The organism is Peterkaempfera podocarpi (assembly GCF_042466665.1).
GTDB classification, from domain to species: Bacteria; Actinomycetota; Actinomycetes; order Streptomycetales; family Streptomycetaceae; genus Peterkaempfera; species Peterkaempfera podocarpi.
Genome location: NZ_CP162102.1, coordinates 7335329 through 7358326 on the forward strand (window position 1 = coordinate 7335329; position 22998 = coordinate 7358326).

Sequence of the window (22998 nt, forward strand, 5' to 3'; positions counted from 1 at the left end):
GCGTTCAGCGGACCGTGAGGACCACCGCCGCCTGGTCGTCGTCGGTGACGCCGTGGCTGAAGGCGTCCACGGCGTCGGTGATGGCGTCGAGGGTGGGCTGGGCCAGGGCGCCGGCTCCGCTGGACCGGACGGCCTCGGTGAGGCGGTCCTCGCCGAAGAAGTCCCCGCCACGGTCACGGGCTTCCAGGATGCCGTCGGTGACCAGCACCAGCGCCTCACCGCTGTGCAGATCGACCGTCTCGGGGCTGTGGAAGGGGTCCGGTGACACCCCGAGCAGCTGGCCGGGTACCAGGGACGCCGTGATGGTGCCGTCGCCATGACGCAGCAGGGGCGTCGGATGCCCGGCCCGCACCAGGCAGACGGTGAGCCCGCAGGGGGCGGGCCGGAGGGTGGCGTACACCAGGGTGACGAACCGTTCCTCCTCGCTGTCCGACTGGGTGAGCAGCGCGGTGTTGATCGCCCGCACCACCGCGACCGGGTCGGACAGCAGCGGCGCGACCGCACGGGCGGTGTGGCGGACCAGGGCGGTGGTGGTGGCCGCTCGGGCGCCGCGACCGCAGACGTCCCCGATGACCAGTCCCCAGCGCTGGGCCGGCAGCGGGAAGACGTCGTAGAAGTCCCCGCCGATGTCCAGTCCTTCGCCCGCGGGCCGGTAGCAGGCGGAGAGATGTGCGCCGGGCACGTCCGGCAGCGCCGACAGCAGCAGTCCGGACTGCAGATCGCGGGCCAGCTGGGCGCGGTGCGCATACTGCCGGGTGATGTCGGCACCGGCCGCGGCGGTGCGGGCCAGCTCCTCCGCCAGGTCGACGGCGCGCGAGTCCAGGGGCTTGTCCGTGGTGGCGACCAGGGTCAGCGTCCCGAAGGTGCGGCCGCGTGCGGTGAGGGGCAGGCAGACGTAGGAGGGGACGGCGATGCCGAGCTCCGGCAGCGGGCTCAGCCGGGAGCCGTGGGCGATCTCACGGGTGCCGCCGGTCAGCACCCGGCTGACGGGGCTGTCAGCCCGCAGGTCGGGTGTGCATCCGGCCAGGAGGCCCTCGGACCCCTCGGGCAGGTCGCCCGAGACGGCGACGGCCACCCGGCTGATGTGCCCGTCCGCGAGGACGTCGATGACGCAGACCGGGGCGAGGGCCGGCACCGCAAGCCGGGCGAGGCGCTGCAGGTTCTCCGGGTAGCGCGGTTCCCGGCTGACCGCGGTGCTGGTCTCCAGGACAAAGGCCAGGTCGGCGGCGGCGGCCTGCTCGCGGGAGTGGGCCGCCCGCCGGGCGGCCTCGGCGCGGTCCCGTTCGATCGCGAGGGCGGCGGTCCTCGCGAAGACCGCACAGAGGTCCAGGTCCTCCTCGCGAGGGGTCCGGGGGGTGCGGTGGTAGAAGGCGAAGGTGCCCAGCAGCTCCCCGGTCGACGACATGATCGGGTTGGACCAGCAGGAGCCCAGTCCGGCCTCCCGGGCCAGATCCCGGAAGTCGGCCCACAGGTCGTCATGGGCGATGTCGGTGACGATGACACTTTCCCGGCGGTAGGCGGCGGTGCCGCAGGAGCCCACCCTGGGGCCGATCTCCGACCCGTCGATGGCCTGGTTGTAGAAGTCGGGCAGGCTGGGGCCGGCGCCGTGGCGCAGCACCCGCCCGGTCTCGTCCAGGAGGAGGACGGAGACCAGCACCTTCGGTGAGAGCTTCTCGATCGCGCGGCACATGCCCTCCAGCACCTCGCCCAGGGGCACATTGCGGGCGATCTGCTCCAGCAGGGCGTGCTGCTCGGCGGCGAGCTTGCGTGCGCGGCGCTCCCTGGTCACATCCACCGCGGTGCACACCACGCCGGTGATCTCACCGAGGCGGTTGCGGTGCGGTTCGAGAGTGAAGTCGAAGTATCCGTCGTGTGCCGTCCCGGCCCGTCCGAGGAGTACATGGGCGCCGCGGGCCACAAAGGGGCTGCCAGTGCGGTACACCTGGTCGAGCAGGGCAGGCATCCCCTGGTGGACGAGTTCGGGCATGGTCTCCCGCAGGGGCCGTCCGAGCAGTCCGCGGCCGCTTGCCACGCCGAGGGTGCGGAAGAGAGCCCGGTTCGCCTGCGCCAGGACATGGTCGGGGCCGTCCAGGACGGCGAAGATCGCCGGTGCGCTGCCGAACATTCCGGCGAGAGCGGCACGCCGGTGCCCACCGCCGGTGTCCACCGGAACCTGGGGACCCGACGGCGCGCCGAGCGGGGGCGCGACCCTAGACCGGCCTGCCATGGCTTCGTTCCGTGCGTCCGGCGCGCGATGTTCTCGTGCCGCGCCGCACCGCGCTCCGCGGGGGACGCCGTTCGGGGACGGAGGCGCAGTCGCCCGCCGGCTCTCCGCCGGGCGTGAGCATCGGACCGGCCACCCGCTCGCCCATGTCCACAGCCGCCTCCTCAAGACCCCAGGTCGCGCCGGGTCATTTCCCTCATGGTAGCCACCCGACCGCGGACATGGCCTGGACAGAGATCCCGGGGACACCTCGTGCGGCCGCGGCCGTGACCGCCCTGCCAGGAGTCGGCGGGTCCTGTCGGTCCCCTTTGTACAGCTCCCGCACGGGGGTTGACCCCCCTCCGGGGCACGTCTAGGGTCCTGCAAAGGGTTCGCCAGTATGCATACTGTTCACGTCCGTGGACAGTCATTCGTGATCGATCGAAGTGCGCGGCGGGGATGGGCCGGCCGGCTGCCGCGTCGGCTGCGGTGTGGAGGGTGCCCCCCGGCCCGCCTTCCCGTTGGCGAGGGGTGTCACCGGGCTTGGACGGGCGAGGTGCGGCCCACCGCACGACTTCCCATGTCATGCCTGTGTTACCAACTTCGCTTCCGCAAGCACCCCTGAGGAGAGTCCACGGATGAACGAGCAACAGCGGCCCGGGCCGAGGCGGGCAGCCGACGGCAGATGGGCCAGGTCGCTGCTGGCGGTCGCCCTGTCCGCGGGCGCTGTCCTGCCCGCGGGCACTGCCGTGGCGCAGACCGCGGACGAACCCGGGCCCTCCGCCACCGCCATCGCCCTGGCTGTGCCGTCCCGCGCCACCGGCGCCCCGCTCACCGAAGGCCACCAGGGCTTCTCCGTGGAGTCGGCCGACTTCGCCCATGGCTTCCTCACCACGGACCTGATGGCGCAGCGGATGAGGACCCTCGGGTCGCACGGGGTGCTGCGGCTCGGCGGATACTCCATGGACCTGGTCTGGCCGGCCTTCGGCAGCTGGGCCGATGCGCCCGCTCCCAAGGAGGCCATCGGCGGCACCGTCGACCAGGCGGACCTGGACGCGCTCAGGAAGCTGCTGCACGCCACCGGCTGGAAGGCCACGCTGGGCCTTCCGCTGAAGGCGGTGATCGGCCCGGCGAAGCTGAAGGACCCGACGAAGGACCCCGCCCCGCAGGTGACGCTGGACCAGGTCGTCGCCGAGGTGAAGGCCGCCCGGGACACCCTCGGGGACGACCTGCTCTCCGTGGAGATCGGCAATGAGTTCGACAATGTCACCACGCTCACCGGTGCGGAGATGTGGGACACCATGAAGAGCTACCAGGCCGCGATCAGGGCGGCCGTCCCCCATGCCGTGATCAAGGTGGCCGGGCCGTCGGCCAACACCGCGTCCACCAACACCCGCCTGGGCGAGGTGGCTTCGGCGGCGCTGTCCGACACCTCCGTGCAGCCGCAGGACGTCCTGTCCGAGCTGTCCTCCCACTTCTACCCGGGCAGCCACTGCGGCACCTCGACCATGACCGTCCCTCAGCTGATGTCGTCCGACACCTACCTCCGGACCCGCACCAAGCTGGAGGGCATCAGGGCCGTCGGTGAGGAGTTCGGCGGCCGGATACCGATGACCGTCAACGAGTCCAACAGCGCTTCGTGCAGCGGTCAGCCGGGTGTGAGCGACTCCTACGCCACCGCGCTGTGGTCACTGGACTATCTGCTGCAGACCGCGCAGAACGGGATCGACCGCGTGGAGTTCCACACCAACACCGCGGCGGTCTGCGGCGACTTCAAGGCCCGCACCTCGGCCGACTACCCGATCTCCTACCGCTACTACGGCGCCTTCTGCGCCGCCGACCAGGCCCGGCTGGACGCACACCAGCTGTCCGCAGCCCCGCTCTACTACGGGCTGTGGGCCTTCAGCCAGGTGCCGCAGGGCCGCTTCGTCGATCTGGGGCTCGCCGACTCCGACCTGGCCAGGGTCAGGGCGTACGGGGTCGAGAGCCGCGACGGCACACTGACCGTGGTGCTCGTCAACGTCCAGGACCCGGCGGCAGCGGGCAGCACCGACGACCGCGTCACCCTTTCCCTCCCCGCGGAGTACCGCAAGGGACGGCAGACGACGCTGCGCAGCTCCGCACCGGAAGGGCTGGCCTCGCTGGATGCCGGCCGGATCACCCTGGGCGGCAGGGGTGTCACGGCCTCCGGGAGGCCCTCGGGCAGGCCGGTGACGGCGGCCGTGCCGGTCGACCTCCATGCCTCGACCGTCGTCGTTCCGGCAGGTACGGCGCAGATCGTCACCTTCACCCGCTGAGGCGGGTGTGCGGCCCCCTGCCCGGCCGGGGGCCGCACCGGGAGGCCGGCCCCGCACCGCCCGGCCACGGGGGCTATCGGATGCCCTCGCGGCGCAGGCTCCGGGCCAGCTCGGCGGAGTGCCGCAGCACGGCCTCCCGGACCCGGTCGAGTTCCCGCACCGCCGCCTGACTGATGTTCACACATGCGAACGACCGCTCATCGACCCTGTGTGGCAGGCCTGTTGAGTTGCGCCGGGCGCCGCCGCGGTCCGGGACGCGCTGTGCCCCCGGCGCGGAAGCGCGCCGGGGGCACAGCAGGGGCCGCTCACCGATCAGACGGTGAAGGGCACCGTCAGCCGTCGATCGGCGCAGGAGTGGGCGGCCTCGGCCAGATAGCCGCCCGTGACGGTGCGCCAGCCGCCGTCCCAGACCTGCACCGCCCGCCGCGGCAGCGTGATCTCCGCCTCGACCGCCTCGCCGGGCGCTGCCTCGACCGAGGCGAACCCGGCGAGCCAGCGGGCCGGGCGCTCCACCGCGGCGGGGGCGTCCGGTGCGGAGAGATAGACCTGGACGACCTCCCGCCCGGTGCGTGAACCGGTGTTGCGGAGCCGGACCCTGAGCGTGCCGAGGTCGTCACCGGACCCGGCGGCGAACTCGGCGGTCTCGTACTGCCAGGCGGTGTAGCCCAGGCCGTGCCCGAACCAGTAGGCCGGCGCCGTCCCGGACCGCTCCCAGCCGCGGTAGCCGATGAAGACACCCTCCTCGTACGGCAGCCGGCCGTCGACCGGCTCGGTGGAGAGCACCGGGCAGTCCGCCATGCTCACCGGCCAGGTGGTGGGCAGCCGCCCGCCCGGCTCGGCCAGGCCCAGCAGCACATCGGCCAGCGCGTCGCCGCACTCCTGTCCGGGGAACCAGCTCAGCAGCACCGCTGCCACCTCGTCGCGCCACTCCATCTCCACGGGGGAGCCGGAGTTGACCACCACTACGGTGCGCGGGTTGGCGGCGGCGACCCGCCGGACGAGTTCGTCCTGGCGGCCGGGGAGCCTGAGGTCGGCGCGGTCGATGCCCTCGCTCTCCACCTTGCTGGTGGTGGCGACCACCACCACCGCGACATCCGCCGCCGCGGCCGCGGCGACGGCCTCCTCGAGCGCGGTGTCCGCGTCCACCTCGGGCCCGCCGTGGCCCAGCGTGAACCCGACGAAGGGGAGCGGGAAGCCGGGGTGCATGACCACGGTGTGGCGCAGGCCGACCTCGACCGTCTCGCCGGCCTCCAGCTCGACGACGCCCTGGGGCCTGGTCTCCGCGATCAGCAGGGCGACGGGATCGTCGGTCGACGGCTGGTTGAACCCCTCGAAGAGGGTTTGTCCCGCGACGGTGAGGACGAACTCGCCGACGCCGCCCGAACCGAAGCGGTGCGCGCCGCTCTCGTCGGCGGTGAAGGTGCCGGTGATCTCGACGCTGTGCAGCGCGGCGCGGTCGATCCCCTCCGGCAGTGCGCCGAACCACTGCAGGCTGCCGTCCGCCAGCGCGGTCTCGCCCAGCACGCCGCCCTTGGCATCCCGGGCGACGGCGCGGAGGCTGAACCCGCGGCCCGCAGCGGCGAGTTCCTCGCTGGGGTCCGCCCCGAGGGCGTAGCTGAGCCGGACCTGCTCGGGCAGGGCCGCGCGCAGGCCGTCCAGCGGGGAGACCACATGGTCGGGGAAGACCTGGGCCGAGCCGCCGCCGAGCACCCGGGCGTCGCGTGCCGCCGCGCCGATCAGGGCGACGGAGGAGAGCCCCTCGGTCCGGATCGGCAGCATGCCGTCCTCGTTGCGGACCAGCACGAAGGAGCGGCTCGCGACTTCGCGGGCCAGGGCCGCCCCCGGGACGGCGGCCGGCGTCCCGGTGACCGCGGCCGGTGCGCCGGCGAGGGCGCCGACCCGGGCGGCCAGCCGCAGCAGCCGGCGGACGTGGTCGTCGACCACGGACTCCGCCACCCGGCCGTCCCGGACGGCCTGGGCGAGGGCGGGGCCGTAGACGGTGACCGGGCCGGGCATGGCGACGTCCAGGCCGCCGTTCGCGGCGGCGACGGTGTTCCGGCCGGCCGTCCAGTCGGAGACGATGAAGCCGTCGAAGCCCCACTCCTCCTTGAGCACCGCGTTCTGCAGTTCCGTGTGCTCGGTCATGGTGGTGCCGTTGACCGCGTTGTAGGCGGCCATCACCCCCCATGCCCCGGCGCGCCTGACCACCGCCTCGAAGGGGGAGAGGTACATCTCGCGAAGGGTGCGCTCGTCCACCTCGTTGCTGACGGTCATCCGGGCGGTCTCGGCGTCGTTGGCGACGAAGTGCTTGACCGTGGTGGCGACACCGCCCTCCTGGACGCCGCTGACGTACCCGACGGCGATCTCCCCGGTGAGCAGCGGATCCTCGGAGTAGCACTCGAAGTGCCTGCCGCCCAGCGGGGTGCGGTGCAGGTTGACGGTGGGGGCGAGGAGGACGTGGACGCCCTTGCGCCTGGCCTCCTGGGCGAGCAGTCGGCCGGCCCGGCGGGCGAGCTCAGGGTCCCAGGTGGCGGCGAGGGCGGTGGGGCTGGGCAGGGCGATCGACGGGTCGTCAGGACTGAAGCCGGAGCCGCGGACGCCGACGGGTCCGTCGGACATCACCAGTGAGGCCAGTCCGATGCCCGGCACCGCCGGGAGGGTCCACATGTCCTGCCCGGCGAGCAGGCCGGCCTTGGTGTCCAGGTCGAGCTGTGCGAGCGCGGTCTCGACGGCGGCCTCGCGTTGCTGGTCGGCGGCGGTCATGGTCAGCCAACTCCCTCGGTCTGGGGCCGGACCGGGCGGCTGCGCACCGGGCGCCGGCCCCACCGCCGCGGCATCCCGGCCCCACCGCCGCTGCATCCCGGCTCGGAGCGCCGGCTCGCCGCCGGCTGGGGAGAGCATGCCCCAACTACCGAGTCCTCGGTAGGTTATGTGACCTTTCCGTTATCTCTCTCGATCGCCTGGGCGGCACAATGGTGCCGCGACAGTGGCAGCCGGAGCTGAGGAGGAGCGGGGCGATGGGACGCGAAGGCGGCAGACGCCAGGAGGACCGCAGGGAGGAGATCCTGCGGGCCGCGTTCGACGTCTTCGCCGAACGCGGCTACCACAGGGCCTCCATCGCCACCATCGCCGAGCGGGTGGGCCTCTCCCAGCAGGGGGTGCTGCACTACTTCCCCAGCAAGCGGCTGCTCCTCGCCGAGGTGCTGCGCCTGCGCGACCAGCGCAACTTCATCGAACTGCTCGGCCAGGGCGGGGCGCTGGACCTGGACACCACGGCCAACCTGGTCGAGTACAACACCACCCAGCGCGGCCTGGTCCAGTCCTTCACCGTGCTGTCCGCGGAGAGTGTGACCGAGGGGCATCCCGCCCGCGGGTTCTTCGAGGAGCGGTACGCGCGCTCCCGCCAGGCCTTCGCCGAGCAGATCGAGGAGGAACTCGGCGACCGGCTGCCCGCGGGGCTCACCGCCGAGCAGGCCGCGACCCTGGCACTCGCCGTCATGGACGGGCTTCAGCTCCAGTGGCTGCTGGACAGCACGGACGGGATCGACATGCCCGCGCTGTTCCGTGCCTTTCTCGCGCTCCTCCGCAGCGGGGGCGCCGAGTCGCCCTGACGGCGGACCGGGTCGCGGACCGGCCCGCCGGGCGGCGAGGGCGATGCTGCGGCGCAGGCCGAGCCCGACGACGCCGAGTCGCAGGTCCGACACGGGGGTCCCTTCCGTGGTGGTGCCGGTCAGGGGGCTGCTTGCCGACGATGGACGCCTCGAACTCGGCAGAGATGGCGCAGACCGCTGGTGCGCCCGCTTCCCTGCGTGGCGACAGCCACATGGTTCACGATGGCGCATTCGCATGGCAATTATTGTTCATTTTGTGGCCGCAACGGACAAGACTGAGCAGGCTGGTCGGTCTTCGTGCATGCGCCGCGATGCCGCTGAGGCGTCATAGCGGCTTGAGCGGCCTCTGTTGCAGCGCCTGCGGGTGGTCGGGGTGGCCTTCCGTGCTCGAAGTTGCTTCAAAAACAGAAGCTCCGCTCCACAGACAGGTCTCGGGCCGGGCCGGCGCTCGCGGCCGGCCTCGGACCGGCCGGCACGGGCACCGCGAGCGCCGACGAGGACGGCTGGGGGACACCCCCGGCACCTGCACGACGACGGGTTCCCTGTCGGGATCGATGGAGCCGTCGTCCGTGACGCGGAGCACCACGGTCACCGCCGACCCCGGCCCGTGCCGCTGCGCCCCGCCCGGGAACGAGACCGGCCACCGCACGGTACCGCGCGGTGGCAACGGCAAGGCGGGCGAGCGTTGCTCCGCGCCCGCGAGCTGACCCCCGGCGGACGCCCGCCGCCCCCGGGGACATGGTCCCCCCGGCGGCGGCCACGTTGCGCGGCCGCGGCTCACACGGTGACGACGGTGACCCCGGCCTCGCCGAACCGGGCGGCCGCCTCGGGTGTGATGCCGGTGTCGGTGACCAGCACATCGATCTGGGGGAGATCGCAGACCCGGGCGAAGGCGCGCTTGCCGATCTTCGAGGAGTCCGCCGCCACGACAACCCGCTGGGCGCGCTCGGCGAGCAGCCGGTTGATGCGGGCCTCGCCCTCGTGGTGGACGTACGCCCCGCGCGTGGTGTCCAGCGCGTTGACGCCCAGGACGGCGACATCCAGGATGATCTCCTCCAGCACCCCGCTGGCCAGCGGACCGGTCAGCTCGTAGGACTGCGGGCGGGCGACCCCGCCGGTCACGACGATCTTGATCTGCGGGCGGATCACCAGTTCGTTGGCGATGTTGAGCGCATTGGTGACCACCGTCAGGGCAGGCCGCAGGCCCGTTCCCGCGACGGTGTCGCCGGCGATGTCGGCGCGCACCGACAGGGCGCGGGCCACCTCGGTGACGGTGGTGCCGCCGGTCAGTCCCACCACCTCGCCCACGGCCACCAGATCGGCCACGGCGCGGCCGATGCGCTGCTTCTCCGGTGCATGGCGGGCGGTCTTGTAGCGCAGCGGCAGCTCGTAGGAGACCCCGTGTGCGACCGCGCCGCCCCGGGTCCGGGTGAGCATCTGCTGCTCGGCGAGCTGATCCAGGTCGCGCCGGATGGTCGCGGCCGAGACGTTGAGCGAGGCCGCGGCGTCCTCGACCTCCACCCGGCCGTGCTGGGCGAGCAGCTCCAGCAGTGCGTTCCACCGGGCATCCCTGGGCATGAGCATGCTCCTCACAGCTGGCGGCCCGCAGGCCCGGCGCCCCCTCTGGGCGCAGTCGCAAACAGGCGTAAGCGTCGCACATGGCGTCGATCGATCAAGCTTCTTGCAAACTCGATGCTTGAAAATGATCGTAGTACCCGGATAGCGTGCGTTATCGAGCATCAACCTCACAGTGTGGAGTTCAGACGTGTCCTATGTCGCGACCGAGACAGCCAGCCAGCCGGAGTGCTGGCGCCGCGCCGCAGACCTGGCAGGCACCCGGGCGGACGCCCTCCCGGAGGCCGGTGAGCGCATCGCCGTCGTGGGCTGCGGTACCTCCCTCTACATGGCGCAGGCCTACACGGCGCTCCGCGAGAGCTCCGGCCAGGGAGAGTCCGACGCCTTCGCCGCCTCCGAGTTCCCCCTCGACCGCCGCTACGACCGGGTCGTCGCCCTGACCCGCTCGGGCACCACCACCGAGGTGCTGGACCTGCTCACCCGGCTGCGCGGCACCACCCGCACCGTCGCCGTCACCGCCGACCCCGACACCCCCGTGCGGTCGGCTGCGGACGATCTCGTCGTCCTGGACTTCGCCGACGAGAAGTCAGTCGTCCAGACCCGGTTCGCCACCACCGCGCTGACCCTGCTCCGCGCCCACCTCGGCCTGCACACCGACGCCGCGGTGCAGGACGCGCAGACGGCCCTGGACGAGCCGCTGCCCGAAGGCCTGCTGGACTGCACCCAGTTCAGCTTCCTCGGCCGGGGCTGGACGGTCGGGCTCGCCCATGAGGCCGCGCTCAAGATGAAGGAGGCGTCGCTCTCCTGGACCGAGTCCTACCCCGCCATGGAGTACCGCCACGGCCCCATCAGCATCGCCACGGCCGGCACCGCCACCTGGATGTTCGGCACCGCCCCCGAGGGTCTCGCCGAGCAGGTGCTCGCCACCGGTGCCCGCTGGGTGGAGAGCCCTCTGGACCCGCTGGCCGACCTGGTCCGCGTCCAGCGCCTGGCCGTCGCCCGTGCGGCCGCCCGCAACCTGGACCCCGACCGGCCACGCCATCTGACGCGCTCGGTGGTCCTCGCGGACGTCTGACAGCCATGGCCCACCTGATCGCCCTCGATGTGGGCGGAACCGGGATCAAGGCGGCCCTGCTCGACACCGAGGGCAGGGTCGTCCAGCAGTCCTGGCGCCCCACCGGCCGGGAGCACGGACCGGACGCCGTGGTGCGCACCGTCATCGACTTCGCCGCCGACCTGCACCGCCAGGCGGCAGAGGCGGGACACCCCGCCTCTGCCGTGGGCCTCGCCGTCCCCGGCATCGTGGACGCGGACAGCGGGACCGGCGTCCACTCCGCCACCATCGGCTGGCGGGACGTCCCCTTCCGTGAACTGGTCTCCCGGCGCACCGGCCTGCCGGTGGCGGTGAGCCATGACGTACGCGCCGGAGGCGTGGCCGAGGCGCGCCTGGGGTCCGGACGCGGGCATCGGGCCTTCCTGTTCGTCCCGGTCGGCACCGGCATCGGCGCGGCCCTGGTCATGGACGGGAAGGCCGTTCCGGGAGCACACAACCGGGCCGGCGAGATCGGCCACATACCCGTGCGGCCCGGAGGGGAGCGGTGCGCCTGCGGCGGCCTGGGCTGCGCCGAGGCCCATGCGTCGGCGGCCGCCGTCGCACGCCGCCACGCCGCCCTGACCGGCGCACCCAGCGATGCGGCACGGGTGGCCCGACTGGTCGGCGAGGGCGATCCGGTGGCTTGCGCCGTCTGGGACGACGCGGTGGCCGCGCTGGCCGACATGCTGCTCGCGGTGTGCGCGGTCGTCGACCCGCCGCTGATCGTGCTGGGCGGTGGGCTGGCGGAGTCGGGTGAGCTGCTGCTCGCCCCGCTGCGCGCCCGGCTGGCCGACCGGGCCACCGTCCAGGCCCCGCCGGAGCTGGCCGGCGCCCGGCTCGGCGACCGCGCGGGCTGCCTGGGCGCCGGGCTGCTGGCAGGAGACCTGCTGACGGACGGCACTATGACGGACCGTCAGTCCGGCGGCGTCGACCTGCCGGACGGGCGGGTTCCATGGGCGGGGGCACCACGGTGATCGTCACTGTGACGCCGAACCCGGCCCTGGACGTCACCTACACCGTGCCGGACTTCCGCCCGCACACCAGCCACCGCGTCACCCGGGTCGCCGCCCAGGCAGGCGGCAAGGGCGTCAATGTCGCCCGGGTGCTGCACACCCTCGGCCGGCCCACCACCGCGGTGCTGCCACTGGGCGGGGCCACCGGCACCCAGGTGGAGCAGGATCTCGCCCGGTGCGCGATCCCGTACGTTGCCGTACCCATCGACGGCGAGACCCGCCGCACGGTCGCCGTCGCGGACGGCACCGACACCACCATGCTCAATGAGCCCGGACCCGAGGTCGCCCCCGGCCGGTGGACGGCCCTCTGCGACCAGGTGCGGCGGCTGCTGCCCGGAGCCGGTGTGCTGGTCGTCTCTGCAGCCTGCCGCCGGGGCTCCCTCAGGACGCCTGCGCCGACCTGGTACGCCTGGCACACGACCGTGCCGTACCGGTGATCATCGACGCGGACGGACCCGTCCTCACCTCCGCTCTCACGGCCGGGCCCACCGTGGTCAAGCCCAACGCCGCCGAACTGGCCGCCGCCACCGGAGTCCGCGACCCCGCGCAGGCCGCCGCCGCCCTGCGGACAGCCGGTGCCGGCGCGGTCGTCGCCTCGCTTGGCCCCGACGGGCTGCTTGCGGTCACCCCCGACGGCACCTGGCAGGCCGTGCCTCCGCAGCAGGTCCTGGGCAACACCGCGGGAGCGGGGGACGCCGTGGTCGCCGCGCTCGCCGCCGGCCTCGCCGACGGCGCGGGCTGGCCCGAGCTGCTCACCGACGCGGTCGCGCTCTCCGCGGCCACCGTACTCGCCCCCCGGGCCGGGGTCTTCGACCCCGACGCCTACCGGCGCTTCGCCGCAGCGGTCCGCGTCACCCGACTCTGAACCGCGCCCCTCCTCCCTCGCTCTTCCTCTCCTCCTGGAGGCACCCGTGTCCCTCGCAGCCACCGGCACCCTGGTCGCCGACGCGGCCGCCGGACGCCGCGCCGTCGCGGCGTTCAATGTCATCACCCTGGAACATGTCGAAGCGGTCGTGGAGGGCGCCGAGGCCGCCGGATCCCCGGTGATCCTGCAGATCAGTGAGAACGCCGTGAAGTTCCACCACGGCCGCCCCGCGCCCCTGGCCCGCGCCGCCGCCGAGGTGGCGCGGCTCGCCACCGTGCCGGTGGCCCTGCACCTGGACCATGTGCACAGCACCGCACTGCTCCACCAGGCCGCCGACTGCGGATTCAGCTCGGTGATGTTCGACGCTGCGCACCTTCCGTACCAGGAGAACCTCGCCGCCACCCGTGCCGCCGCCGACTGGGCCCACCGGGCAGGGCTGTGGCTGGAGGCGGAACTCGGCGAGGTGGGCGGCAAGGACGGAGCGGCCCCGCTGGACGCACACGCCCCGGGCGCCAGGACCGACCCCGCCGAGGCCCGTGCCTTTGTCGAGGCCACCGGTGTCGACGCGCTGGCCGTCGCGGTCGGCAGCTCCCACGCGATGACCTCCCGCACCGCCCGGCTCGACCACGGTCTCCTTGCCCGGCTGCATGACGCACTGGATGTGCCGCTGGTGCTGCACGGCTCCTCCGGAGTCCCCGACGGGGAGCTGGGCCGGGCCGTCGCCGGGGGCATCACCAAGGTGAACATCGGTACCGCCCTCAACACGGCCATGACCGCGGCGGTACGCGCCCACCTCGCCGACGACCCGCGGACGGTGGACCCGCGCAGCTATCTGGCGCCGGCCCGCACCGCGATCAGCCGGACGGTGTCCGAGCTGATCACCGTGCTGGCCGGGGCGCCGGAGGCAGCACCCGCCCCCTGACCCCGCCGCCCGGGCCCGTCAGATGCCGTGGTCGGGCACGCCGGCCACGGGGGAGTGCGGTTCCTCCCGGGAGCCGTCGAGGTCCGCGTCGAGGGCGTTCCACGACGGGCTGAGCAGCTGCTCGGCCCAGATGGTCTTGCCCGTGGAGGGGTAGCGCACGCCCCAGCGGTGGGAGCACTGGGCGACCAGGAACAGTCCGCGTCCGCCCTCGTCGGTGGCGGCCGCCCGGCGGATGTGCGGTGAGGTGCTGTTGGCGTCGCTGACCTCGTAGATCAGTGTCCGGTCGCGGATCAGGCGGAGCCGCAGGGGCTCGCTGCCGTAGCGGATGGCGTTGGTGACCAGTTCGCTGACGATCAGCTCGGCGGTGAAGGCCAGATGCCCCAGGCCCCACAGGTCGAGCTGGCTCAGCACCAGCGAGCGGGCCTCGGCCACGACGGAGGGGTCCTGCGGCAGGTCCCAGGTGGCGACCCGGGCGGGACCCAGCGAGCAGGTCCGGGCGAGCAGCAGCGCCAGGTCGTCCTCGGCCGCCAGATGCGGGACGACGGTGCCGGCCACGGCGCGGCAGGTCTCCTCCAGCGGCAGGTCGCTCCTGGTGAGGATCTCGCGGAGCCGGGGGCGCACAGTGGGGTCCGCTTCGCAGGCATGCACCAAGCCCGCGGTGTAGAGGAGGAGCGTGCTGCCCTCGGCCAGTTCGATGTCCAGCGGCTCGAAGACCGGGTCGCCCATGCCCAGCGGCTTGTTGGACGGCAGGTCGGGGAAGTGCACATCGCCCTGGGGAGGGGCGACGGCGGGCGGCGGGTGACCGGCGCTCGCCATGACGCAGCGGCGTGAGACGGGGTCGTAGACCGCGTACAGGCAGGTCGCGCCGATGAGTCCCTCCACGATGGGGGCGGACCCGGTGGCGTGCTCGCGCTCGACCAGGCGCGGCACCATGTCGTCCAGCCGCCCCAGCAGCTCCTCCGGTGCCAGGTCCAGCTGGGCCAGGGTGCGCACCCCCGAGCAGATCTGCCCCATGCACGCGGCCGCGCGGACGCCGGTGCCCGGCACGCTGCCGACCACCAGCGCGACGCGGGCGCCGGAGAGCGGGATCACGTCGAACCAGTCGCCGCTCACCCCGGCGTGCTTCCGGGTCGGCACAAAGTGGTGTGCGATGTCCACGGCGCTCTGGTCGGGGACGCTGCGGGGGAGCATGCTCTCGTGGAGGGTGACGGCCGCGGTGTGCTCACGGGTGTACCGCCGGGCGTTGTCCATGCAGACCGCGGCGCGGGAGACGAGTTCCTGGGCGAGGACGAGGTCGTCCCCTTCGAAGGCGTTGGTCAGCGTCGTGCGGTACATGTGCACAAAGCCGAGGATGGCCTCCCGGGTGCGCAGCGGCACCACCATCAGCGAGCGGGCCCTTCGCTCGATCAGGGTCTGGACCCGAGGGTCGTCGGAGATGCGCCGGATCCAGTCGGCGCTCATGTCGACGACCGGCAGCAGCCGGGGCTGCCCGTCGACGAGACTGTCGGAGAAGGGCGAGCCCTCGGGGAAGTCGAGCCGGTCCCCGACCCGCTTGAGCCCGTCGAGCATCGACGGGTCGGCTGCCTTGTGTGACACGCGGCGCAGGCAGGCCAGGCCGGGGCTCGGGGGCTGTGGATCCGCGCCGCATGTCACCCCGTCCAGCAGGTCGACCGCGGCGAACTCGGCGAGCCGCGGCACCAGCACATCGGCGAGCTCCTCCGCGATCCGGGTCACGTCGAGTGTGGTGCCGATGCGGGCGGCGGCCTCGTCCAGCAGGAGCATGCGCTCGCGGGCCCAGTAGTGGTCGGTGATGTCGATGACGGCGTCGGTGGCACCGAGGGTCCTGCCCTCGGGGTCGGTCAGCGCGAAGGAGGAGACCTCCCAGACGTGCTCCCGGTCCGGGTCCGCCGGGGTGCGTCCGCGGTGTACGGCGTTGACGATCGGCAGCCCCGTCTTGAGGACCCTGCGCAGCCGCTCCTCGATCGGCCCGGTGTCGACGTCGGGGAGGAACTCGCTGATCCGGCGGCCCATAGCCTCCTCCAGGCGGACTCCGTGGATGCGCTCCAGGGCGGCGTTGATCCGGACGAGGCGCAGCTCGGTGTCGTACACGCCCAGGCCGATCGGGGACTGGGTGAAGAGCCCGTCCAGGATGGCCTGGTCCTCCGCCTTCCGCAGCAGGCCCTGGGGGCAGGCAGCCACCACCGCGGCCGCCTCGTTCCCCGGCTGACCCGGTGCGAGGGGGGAGACCAGGAGTGTGACGTCCAGGCGGCGGCCCAGCCGACCGGTGAGGGAGACATCGCTGACGAGGGTGGTGCAGTCCCCCCCAGTGCCGAGGGACTGGTCGAGGAGGACGGGGAAGGCCTCGGGCCACAGCTCCGCTGCCGACCGGCCCACGACCTCGGCCGTGCGGTAGCCGAACAGCTTCTCCGCCGCAGGGCTCCACACGGTCACGGCGCCCTGGCCGTCCAGGAGGAATGTCGCCACCTGCACGGCGTGGGTAGGACCGGAGCGGAAACCCGTTGCGGATGCGTTGACCGGAGGGCACATCCCGTTGATCCCGTCGTCACGCGGAACGCCGCATAGACCCACCATACGGGACATCTTGCCCCCGGGGCCTGCGGGCGGAACCGCCCGTCCGGCCCGGCCATCCGCGCACGGCGGTGCCCTCCGGGGGCTCTCCGGACCCGGGATCCGGGGGTGGGGGCGGTGCCGCTCCGGGTCAGTCCGCCAGGATCACAACGTCCAGGGTGCGGGGGCCATGGACGCCTTCGACGCGGTCGAGCTCGATGTCGCTGGTCGCCGACGGCCCGGAGATCCAGGTCTGCGGACGGCCTGGATCCAGGCGGGCGAGGGCCTGGGGGACGGAGTCGACGATCTGGTCGGGGGCGCGGACCACGCAGATGTGGTGGTCCGGGACCAGGGTGATCCGGCGGCGGCCCTGGCCTGCGGTGCCGTCCAGCACGACGGTCCCGGTTTCGGCGATCGCCAGGGCACAGGCGGTGAGCACGCTGTCCACGGCGTCGAGCTCCGGCGCCGTCTGCCCGGTCCGGTCGGGGACCCGTTCGACGGCCGGGTCCAGGCAGGTCAGCCAGTGGTCGGGCAGCCCGTCCGGCAGCAGCACGGAGCGGGCGCCCCGGTCGGCCAGCAGACGGCCGAGGAGGGCGGGCAGCCCGGCGGCGCTGCTGCGGTGGACATGGGCGCGGTAGTCGGCGAGGTTCTCGGCGAGCAGGTCGGTGCGCTCGCCCGCGGTGCGGGTGCCATGGGCCGGCAGATAGTCCCGGGCCACCGGGTGGTCCTCGGGCCGCTCGTCGGCCGGGACGTCGGCCAGCGCCCGGCGGATGCGGGCGAGTACCTGGTCGCGGGCGTTCAACGGTCCTCCCCGGCGCCGCGGGAGTGCTCCCACCAGTCGCGGAAGGGCTCCGGTGGCAGAGCGGGCAGGTCTCGGGTGTCGGTCCAGGCACGGCCGGGGCCGGGCAGCCGCCCGGGGTGCAGCCGGCGGGTCCGGGAGGCGGCGCGTTCGGCCAGGCGCAGCGCCCGCGGGTGGTCCAGGACCCAGCGGGCGGCGTGCATCGCGGCCCGTTCCAGCCGGTGGCCCGGGGCGGGCGGGGTGTCACCGCTGCCCTCCACCACCCGCTCCCGCAGGTGGACCAGGACCTCCGGAATGTCGATGGCGACCGGGCAGACCTGGTAGCAGGCGCCGCAGAGGCTGGAGGCATAGGGCAGGGAGGCCTCCAGTTCGCCCTGGATGCCGTGGAGTTGCGGGGTGAGGATGGCGCCGATGGGCCCGGGGTAGACGGATCCGTAGGCGTGGCCGCCGGCCCTTTCGTAGACGGGGCAGACATTGAGGCAGGCGGAGCAGCGGATGCAGCGCAGTGCCTGGCGGCCGACGGTGTCGGCGAGGGTGTCGGTGCGGCCGTTGTCCAGCAGCACCAGATGGAAGGTCCGCGGCCCGTCCTCGTCGGTGGTGCCGGTCCAGGTGGAGGTGTACGGGTTCATCCGCTCGGCGGTCGAGGAGCGGGGCAGCAGCTGGAGGTAGACCTCCAGGTCCTGCCAGGTGGGGACGACCTTCTCGATGCCGACCACGGAGATCAGGGTCTCGGGGAGGGTGAGGCACATCCGGCCGTTGCCCTCGGACTCCACGACGACCAGGGTGCCGGTCTCGGCGACCATGAAGTTGGCACCGGAGACGCCGACCCTGGCACGCAGGAACTTCTCCCGCAGATGCAGCCGTGCGGCCTCGGCGAGCTGCGCGGGGGAGTCGGTGAGGTCCTCGGGCGCGGGACGGCCCCAACGGGCCATCGCGGTAAGGAAGATGTCGCGGATCTCGCTGCGGTTGCGGTGGATGGCGGGCACCAGGATGTGGGAGGGCCGGTCTTCGCCGAGCTGCACGATCAGCTCGGCCAGATCGGTCTCGTAGGCGGCGATCCCCGCCTGCTCCAGCGCCTCGTTGAGGCCGATCTCCTGAGTGGCCATCGACTTGACCTTGACCACTTCGCTCTCACCGGTGGCGCGCACCAGCTCGGTGACGATGCGGTTGGCCTGGTCCGCGTCGGCGGCCCAGTGGACGGTGCCGCCCGCCGCGGTGACGGCCTCCTCCAGCCGCAGCAGGTGGTGGTCCAGATGGCGCAGGGTGCGGTCCTTGATCTGCGCGCCCGCGGTGCGCAGCCGGTCCCAGTCGGAGAGTTCGGCGACGGCGCGGGCCCGCTTGTCCCGGATGGTGTGGGTGGCGTGCCGCAGATTGGCGCGCAGCCGAGGGTCGGCGGTGGCGGTGCGGGCGGCGTCGGGGAAGGCGGGCATGCCCAGCGGTACGGCGCTCATCGGGCGTCCGCCGGCTTGAGATGGTCGCCGGGCATGGGGTAGGGGTCCTCCTCGGTGCTGGCCAGGATCTCGGCGAGGTGCAGCGGGCGGACGCCGGATCCCTGGCGGGAGAGGGTGCCGCCGATGTGCATCAGGCAGGAGTTGTCGACGGTGCAGACCGCCCGGGCGCCGGTGGCGCGGACCGCGTCGGCCTTGTCCGTCCCCATCGCGGCGGAGACCGCGGCGTTCTTCACCGCGAAGGTGCCGCCGAAACCGCAGCACTCCTCGGCCCCGGGCAGCTCCCGCAGCTCCAGGCCGCGGACCGCGCGCAGCAGCCGCAGCGGACGGTCGCCCAGCCCCAGCATCCGCAGACCGTGGCAGGTGGGGTGGTAGGTGACGGTGTGCGGGAAGTGGGCGCCGACGTCCTCCACGCCCAGCACATCGGTGAGGAACTCGGTGAGCTCGTACACCGTGGGCACCACCTCGGCGGCGGCCTGCGCCAGCACACCCCCGCGCCCCTCCGCGGCGGCCCGGGCACCGATCCGCGGATAGTTGTCGCGGACCATCGCCGCACAGGAGCCGGAGGGCGTGACCACATGGTCGTAGCCAGCGAACGCCGCGGCGAACCGCCGCACCAGAGGCTCCGTCTGGTGCCGGTAGCCGGTGTTGTACTGCGGCTGCCCGCAGCAGCTCTGCGCGGCGGGGAAGTCCACCGTCACCCCCAGCCGCTCCAGCAGCCGGACCACGGCGCGGCCGGTGCCCGGGTAGAGCGCGTCATTGACACAGGTGACGAAGAGGGCGACACGCACGGGGGCTCCCTTGGATCGTGAGGGGCGGGATCAGCCTAGGGCTTGCCCGGGGGCGCCGCGCCGCAGGCCGGGCGGGAGGTGTCAGGCCGGGCGGGAGGTGTCAGGCCGGCCGGGAGGTGTCAGAACGGGCCGAGGCGGGCGGCGGCGGCGTCCCAGGGGCGTGGGTCGCCGTCGGGGGTGTAGTGGCGCAGCTGCTGGGTGGCGGCCACCAGCCGGCGCATGTCGGGGAGGTCGCCCACCAGGCCCTGGGCGCGTGCCTGGACCAGGACGTTGCCCAGCGCGGTGGCCTCCGTGGGGCCCGCGGTCACCGGCAGCCCGGTGGCGTCGGCGGTGAGCCGGCACAGCAGGTCGTTGCGGCTGCCTCCGCCGACCAGGTGCACATGGGTGATGTCACGGCCCGCCAGCTCGGCGGCCTGGCGCAGGGTACGGCGGTGCGCGAGGGCCAGGCTCTCCAGGATGCAGCGCACCGTCGCGCCCACGTCCCGGGGTGCCTGCTGCCCGGTACGGGCACAGAACGCGGCGATCGCCCCCGGCATGTCGGCCGGGGCCAGGAACACCGGGTCGTCCGGGTCCAGCACGGCCGTGAACGGCTGCGCCTGCGCGGCCGCGCCGAGCAGCGACGCCAGGTCGGTCGGCAGCCCGCGGGCGGCCCATGCCCGGCGGCACTCCTCCAGCAGCCACATGCCCATGATGTTGCGCAGATAGCGGACGGTGCCGTCGATTCCGCGCTCATTGGTGAAGTTGGCCGCCCGGGACGCCTCGGAGAGCACGGGGGCGTCCAGTTCCAGACCGGCCAGCGACCAGGTGCCGCAGGAGATGTAGGCGGAACCGGGGCGGGTCACGGGGACCGCCACCACGGCGGACGCGGTGTCGTGGGACGCCACGGCGGTGACCGGGGTGTCCGCCGGCAGGCCGGTGCAGTCGGCGATGTGCGGCAGCAGGGTGCCGGCCGCGGCGCCGGGTTCGCGCAGTGGCGGCAGCAGGGTGTGGTCCAGACCGGTCAGCCGGGCGAGCTCCCTGGACCAGGTGCCGGTGCGGGCGTCGAGGAGGCCGGTGGTGGAGGCGTTGGTGATCTCGGCGCCGATGCTGCCGGTGAGCCAGTGGGTGAGCAGGTCGGGGATCAGCAGCATGGTGCGGGCGGCGGCGAGCTGTGCGGTGCCGCGGGCGGCGGCCAGCTGGAAGACGCTGTTGAACGGCAGATGCTGCAGGCCGGTGACCGCATAGAGCTCCGCTGCCCCGACCAGGTCGCGGATCTGCCCGGCGCTCTCCGCGGTGCGGGTGTCCCGGTAGTGGTGGGGGATGCCGAGCAGAGCGCCGTCGGCGTCGAGCAGCCCGTAGTCGACCGCCCAGGTGTCGATGCCCACGGATGCCACCCCGCCGGTGCGGGCCGCCAGGGACAGGCCGTCCAGCACGCCCTGGAAGAGGCCCGGCAGGTTCCAGTGCAGCCCGGTGGGCAGGCGCAGCGGGATGTTGGGGAAGCGGTGCAGCTCCGTCAGGTCCAGACGGCCGGGCCCGACCCTGCCGATCACCACCCGGCCGCTGGTCGCGCCGAGGTCGGCCGCCGCGAAGGCGGACGAGGAGGCGCGGGGGAGGCGGTGGAGGACGGGGCCGGTGTGGTCACGGTGGCTTCCTTGGGAGGGGACGGGGATCGGAGCGGGGCGGCCGCCGGCCCGGGCGGTGGTGCGCAGCCGGGTACGGCGACGGCGCCCGGTGGCTCCCCGGCGCGGCGCGCGGGGAGCCACCGGCGGCCGCACGTCAGCGCAGGAAGGCCGCGGCCACGCCCGCGTCGACCGGGATGTGGAGCCCGGTGGTGTGGCTCAGGTCCCCGCCGGTGAGGGCGAAGACGGCGTTGGCCACATGCTCGGGGAGGACCTCCTGCTTGAGCAGGGTGCGCTGGGCGTAGAACGCGCCCAGTTCGGACTCCTCGACCCCGTAGACAGCGGCCCGCTGAGCCCCCCAGCCGCCCGCGAAGATGCCGGAGCCTCGGACGACCCCGTCCGGGTTGATGCCGTTGACACGGATGCCGTGTCCGCCGAGCTCGGCCGCCAGCAGCCGCACCTGGTGGGCCTGGTCCGCCTTGGTGGCGCCGTAGGCGATGTTGTTGGGCCCGGCGAAGACGCCGTTCTTGGAGGCGATGTACACGATGTCGCCGCCCATGCCCTGCTCGGTCATCACCCGGGCTGCCTCCCGGGAGACCAGGAAGGAGCCGCGGGCCATGATGCCGTGCTGCAGGTCCCAGTCCCTGGCGGTGGTCTCCAGCAGCGGCTTGGAGATGGAGATGCCGGCGTTGTTGACCACCAGGTCCACCCCGCCGAAGGCCAGCACCGCCGCGGCGAAGGCCGCGGCGATCTGCTCCTCGGAGGTGACGTCGACCGCCACCGCGACCGCCCGGTCGGGGCCGCCCAGCTCCTCGGCGACGACGCCCGCGCGCTCCGCGTCGAGGTCGGCGACCACCACGCAGGCGCCCTCCGCGACGAGCCGGTGCGCGATGGCCCTGCCGATCCCGGAGCCGGCGCCGGTCACCAGGGCGACCCGGGTCGCCAGCGGCTTGGGCTGCGGCATCCGCCGCAGCTTGGCCTCCTCCAGCTCCCAGTACTCGATCCGGAACTTCTCCGATTCCTCGATCGGCCGGTAGGAGGAGACGGCCTCGGCACCGCGCATCACATTGACCGCGTTGATGTAGAACTCGCCGGCGACGCGGGCGGTCTGCTTGTCCCTGCCGTAGCTGAACATCCCGACCCCCGGGATGAGCACGATCGCCGGGTCGGCGCCGCGCATGGCGGGGGAGTCGGGGGTGGCGTGCCGCCCGTAGTAGGCGGCGTACTCGGCCCGGTACTCCTGGTGGAGCTCCCTCAGACGGGCGGCCGCCTCCTCCAGCGGCACGGTGGGCGGGAGGTCCAGGACCAGCGGGCGCACCTTGGTGCGCAGGAAGTGGTCGGGGCAGGAGGTGCCCAGTGCGGCCAGGCGCGGGTGCTCGGCCCTGGCCAGGAAGTCCAGGACCACCGGGTCGTCGCTGAAGTGGCCCACCTGGGGGCGGTCCTGCGAGGCCAGGCCGCGCAGCAGCGGGGCGAGGGCGGCGGCGCGTTCGCGGCGCAGCGCGGCCGGGAGCGCGCCGTACCCGTCCAGCGGCGGGCCGAAGGGCTCGGCCCGGCCGCGCCGTCGGAGGTACTCCTCGGCGGTGCGGATGATGCTCAGGGAGTTCTCCTCGCACTCCTGCGAGGTGCTGCCCCAGGCGGTGATGCCGTGGCCGCCCAGGATGCAGCCGACGGCCCGGGGGTTGGCCCGCTTGACCGCGGCGATGTCCAGTCCGAGCTGGAAGCCCGGGCGGCGCCAGGGCACCCACACCACCGTGTCCCCGAAGCACTCCTTGGTCAGTGCCTCGCCGTCGGCCGCGCAGGCCAGTGCGATACCGGAGTCCGGGTGCAGATGGTCCACATGCGGGGCGTCGACCAGGCCGTGCATGGCGGTGTCGATGGAGGGGGCCGCGCCGCCCCTGCCGTGCAGGCAGTAGTCGAATGCGGCGACCATCTCGTCCTCGCGGTCCACGCCGGGGTAGACCCCGGCAAGGGCGCGGAGCCGGTCCAGGCGCAGCACCGCGAGCCCCGCCCCGGTGAGCGTGCCCAGATCGCCGCCGGAGCCCTTGACCCACATCAGCTCGGTGCCGGTGCCGGTGACCGGGTCGACGGCGGTGCCCTTGGCGGAGGTGTTGCCGCCCGCGTAGTTGGTGTTGCGGGGGTCGGAGCCGAGCCGGTTGGAGCGCTCCAGCAGCGCGTCGACCTCGGGCTGGGGGACGGAAGTCATGGGGACGTCCTT

General features: G+C 73.5%; 14 protein-coding genes and 1 pseudogene. 6 read left to right on the plus strand and 9 right to left on the minus strand.

Features of this window, described 5'->3' with window-relative positions; genetic code table 11:
* Positions 1-4: 4 nt before the first annotated feature.
* On the minus strand, positions 5-2227 hold the full coding sequence (locus AB0761_RS32255) for a SpoIIE family protein phosphatase (RefSeq protein WP_377272732.1): 2223 nt from the start codon (positions 2225-2227) through the stop codon (positions 5-7).
* A 614-nt stretch (positions 2228-2841) separates the two neighbouring features.
* Between AB0761_RS32255 and AB0761_RS32260 the strand changes: the two genes are divergently transcribed.
* Positions 2842-4500, plus strand: a complete 1659-nt coding sequence (locus AB0761_RS32260) for a hypothetical protein (RefSeq protein ID WP_377272734.1) — start codon at positions 2842-2844, stop codon at positions 4498-4500.
* Positions 4501-4812: 312 nt separating this feature from the next.
* Here AB0761_RS32260 and AB0761_RS32265 read toward each other — a convergent pair whose 3' ends face one another.
* The gene (locus AB0761_RS32265) at positions 4813-7263 is read right to left on the minus strand and encodes a beta-glucosidase (protein WP_377272736.1); all 2451 of its coding nucleotides are present in this window, start codon (positions 7261-7263) and stop codon (positions 4813-4815) included.
* Between the two features lie 254 nt (positions 7264-7517).
* On the opposite strand from AB0761_RS32265, the gene AB0761_RS32270 reads away from it, so the two are divergent.
* Positions 7518-8111: a TetR/AcrR family transcriptional regulator gene (locus AB0761_RS32270; RefSeq protein ID WP_377272738.1), complete on the plus strand. Its 594-nt coding sequence runs from the start codon at positions 7518-7520 to the stop codon at positions 8109-8111.
* Positions 8112-8888: 777 nt separating this feature from the next.
* Here the strand turns inward: AB0761_RS32270 and AB0761_RS32275 are convergent.
* Positions 8889-9689, minus strand: coding sequence for a DeoR/GlpR family DNA-binding transcription regulator (locus AB0761_RS32275; RefSeq protein WP_377272740.1), 801 nt, complete (start codon positions 9687-9689; stop codon positions 8889-8891).
* Between the two features lie 187 nt (positions 9690-9876).
* On the opposite strand from AB0761_RS32275, the gene AB0761_RS32280 reads away from it, so the two are divergent.
* The 4 genes and pseudogenes from AB0761_RS32280 (at position 9877) to AB0761_RS32295 (ending at position 13579) form a co-directional block, all read left to right on the plus strand.
* Entirely contained in the window at positions 9877-10761 is an 885-nt protein-coding gene (locus tag AB0761_RS32280) for an SIS domain-containing protein (protein WP_377272742.1), read from the plus strand.
* 5 nt (positions 10762-10766) lie between these two features.
* Positions 10767-11753, plus strand: coding sequence for an ROK family protein (locus tag AB0761_RS32285; RefSeq protein ID WP_377272744.1), 987 nt, complete (start codon positions 10767-10769; stop codon positions 11751-11753).
* Positions 11750-12657 (plus strand): annotated as a pseudogene (locus tag AB0761_RS32290) (1-phosphofructokinase family hexose kinase). Before AB0761_RS32285 ends, AB0761_RS32290 begins: the two are co-directional and overlap by 4 nt.
* 46 nt (positions 12658-12703) lie before the next feature.
* Positions 12704-13579, plus strand: coding sequence for a ketose-bisphosphate aldolase (locus AB0761_RS32295; protein WP_377272746.1), 876 nt, complete (start codon positions 12704-12706; stop codon positions 13577-13579).
* Positions 13580-13597: 18 nt separating this feature from the next.
* Here AB0761_RS32295 and AB0761_RS32300 read toward each other — a convergent pair whose 3' ends face one another.
* The 6 genes from AB0761_RS32300 to AB0761_RS32325 form a co-directional block, all read right to left on the minus strand.
* Positions 13598-16063, minus strand: coding sequence for a SpoIIE family protein phosphatase (locus AB0761_RS32300; protein ID WP_377272748.1), 2466 nt, complete (start codon positions 16061-16063; stop codon positions 13598-13600).
* Between the two features lie 235 nt (positions 16064-16298).
* Complete coding sequence (locus AB0761_RS32305) at positions 16299-16949, minus strand: lactate utilization protein C (protein WP_377272750.1); 651 nt, start codon at positions 16947-16949, stop codon at positions 16299-16301.
* Positions 16946-18397 (minus strand): lactate utilization protein B, encoded by a 1452-nt coding sequence (locus tag AB0761_RS32310; protein ID WP_377272752.1) that lies wholly within the window; start codon positions 18395-18397, stop codon positions 16946-16948. The genes AB0761_RS32305 and AB0761_RS32310 overlap by 4 nt, the downstream gene beginning before the upstream one ends.
* On the minus strand, positions 18394-19185 hold the full coding sequence (locus AB0761_RS32315; RefSeq protein WP_377272754.1) for a (Fe-S)-binding protein: 792 nt from the start codon (positions 19183-19185) through the stop codon (positions 18394-18396). Before AB0761_RS32315 ends, AB0761_RS32310 begins: the two co-directional genes overlap by 4 nt.
* A gap of 119 nt (positions 19186-19304) precedes the next feature.
* Positions 19305-20717, minus strand: coding sequence for a rhamnulokinase family protein (locus AB0761_RS32320; RefSeq protein ID WP_377274449.1), 1413 nt, complete (start codon positions 20715-20717; stop codon positions 19305-19307).
* A gap of 223 nt (positions 20718-20940) precedes the next feature.
* The gene (locus AB0761_RS32325) at positions 20941-22986 is read right to left on the minus strand and encodes a bifunctional aldolase/short-chain dehydrogenase (protein ID WP_377272756.1); all 2046 of its coding nucleotides are present in this window, start codon (positions 22984-22986) and stop codon (positions 20941-20943) included.
* Between the last annotated feature and the right edge of the window lie 12 nt (positions 22987-22998).

Excerpts from the sequence above, each read along its gene's own strand:
- AB0761_RS32255 (WP_377272732.1), bottom strand. The coding sequence starts at position 2,227 with ATGGCAGGCCGGTCTAGGGTCGCGCCCCCGCTCGGCGCGCCGTCGGGT.
- AB0761_RS32260 (WP_377272734.1), top strand. The coding sequence starts at position 2,842 with ATGAACGAGCAACAGCGGCCCGGGCCGAGGCGGGCAGCCGACGGCAGA.
- AB0761_RS32265 (WP_377272736.1), bottom strand. The coding sequence starts at position 7,263 with ATGACCGCCGCCGACCAGCAACGCGAGGCCGCCGTCGAGACCGCGCTC.
- AB0761_RS32270 (WP_377272738.1), top strand. The coding sequence starts at position 7,518 with ATGGGACGCGAAGGCGGCAGACGCCAGGAGGACCGCAGGGAGGAGATC.
- AB0761_RS32275 (WP_377272740.1), bottom strand. The coding sequence starts at position 9,689 with ATGCCCAGGGATGCCCGGTGGAACGCACTGCTGGAGCTGCTCGCCCAG.
- AB0761_RS32285 (WP_377272744.1), top strand. The coding sequence starts at position 10,767 with ATGGCCCACCTGATCGCCCTCGATGTGGGCGGAACCGGGATCAAGGCG.
- AB0761_RS32310 (WP_377272752.1), bottom strand. The coding sequence starts at position 18,397 with ATGAGCGCCGTACCGCTGGGCATGCCCGCCTTCCCCGACGCCGCCCGC.
- AB0761_RS32325 (WP_377272756.1), bottom strand. The coding sequence starts at position 22,986 with ATGACTTCCGTCCCCCAGCCCGAGGTCGACGCGCTGCTGGAGCGCTCC.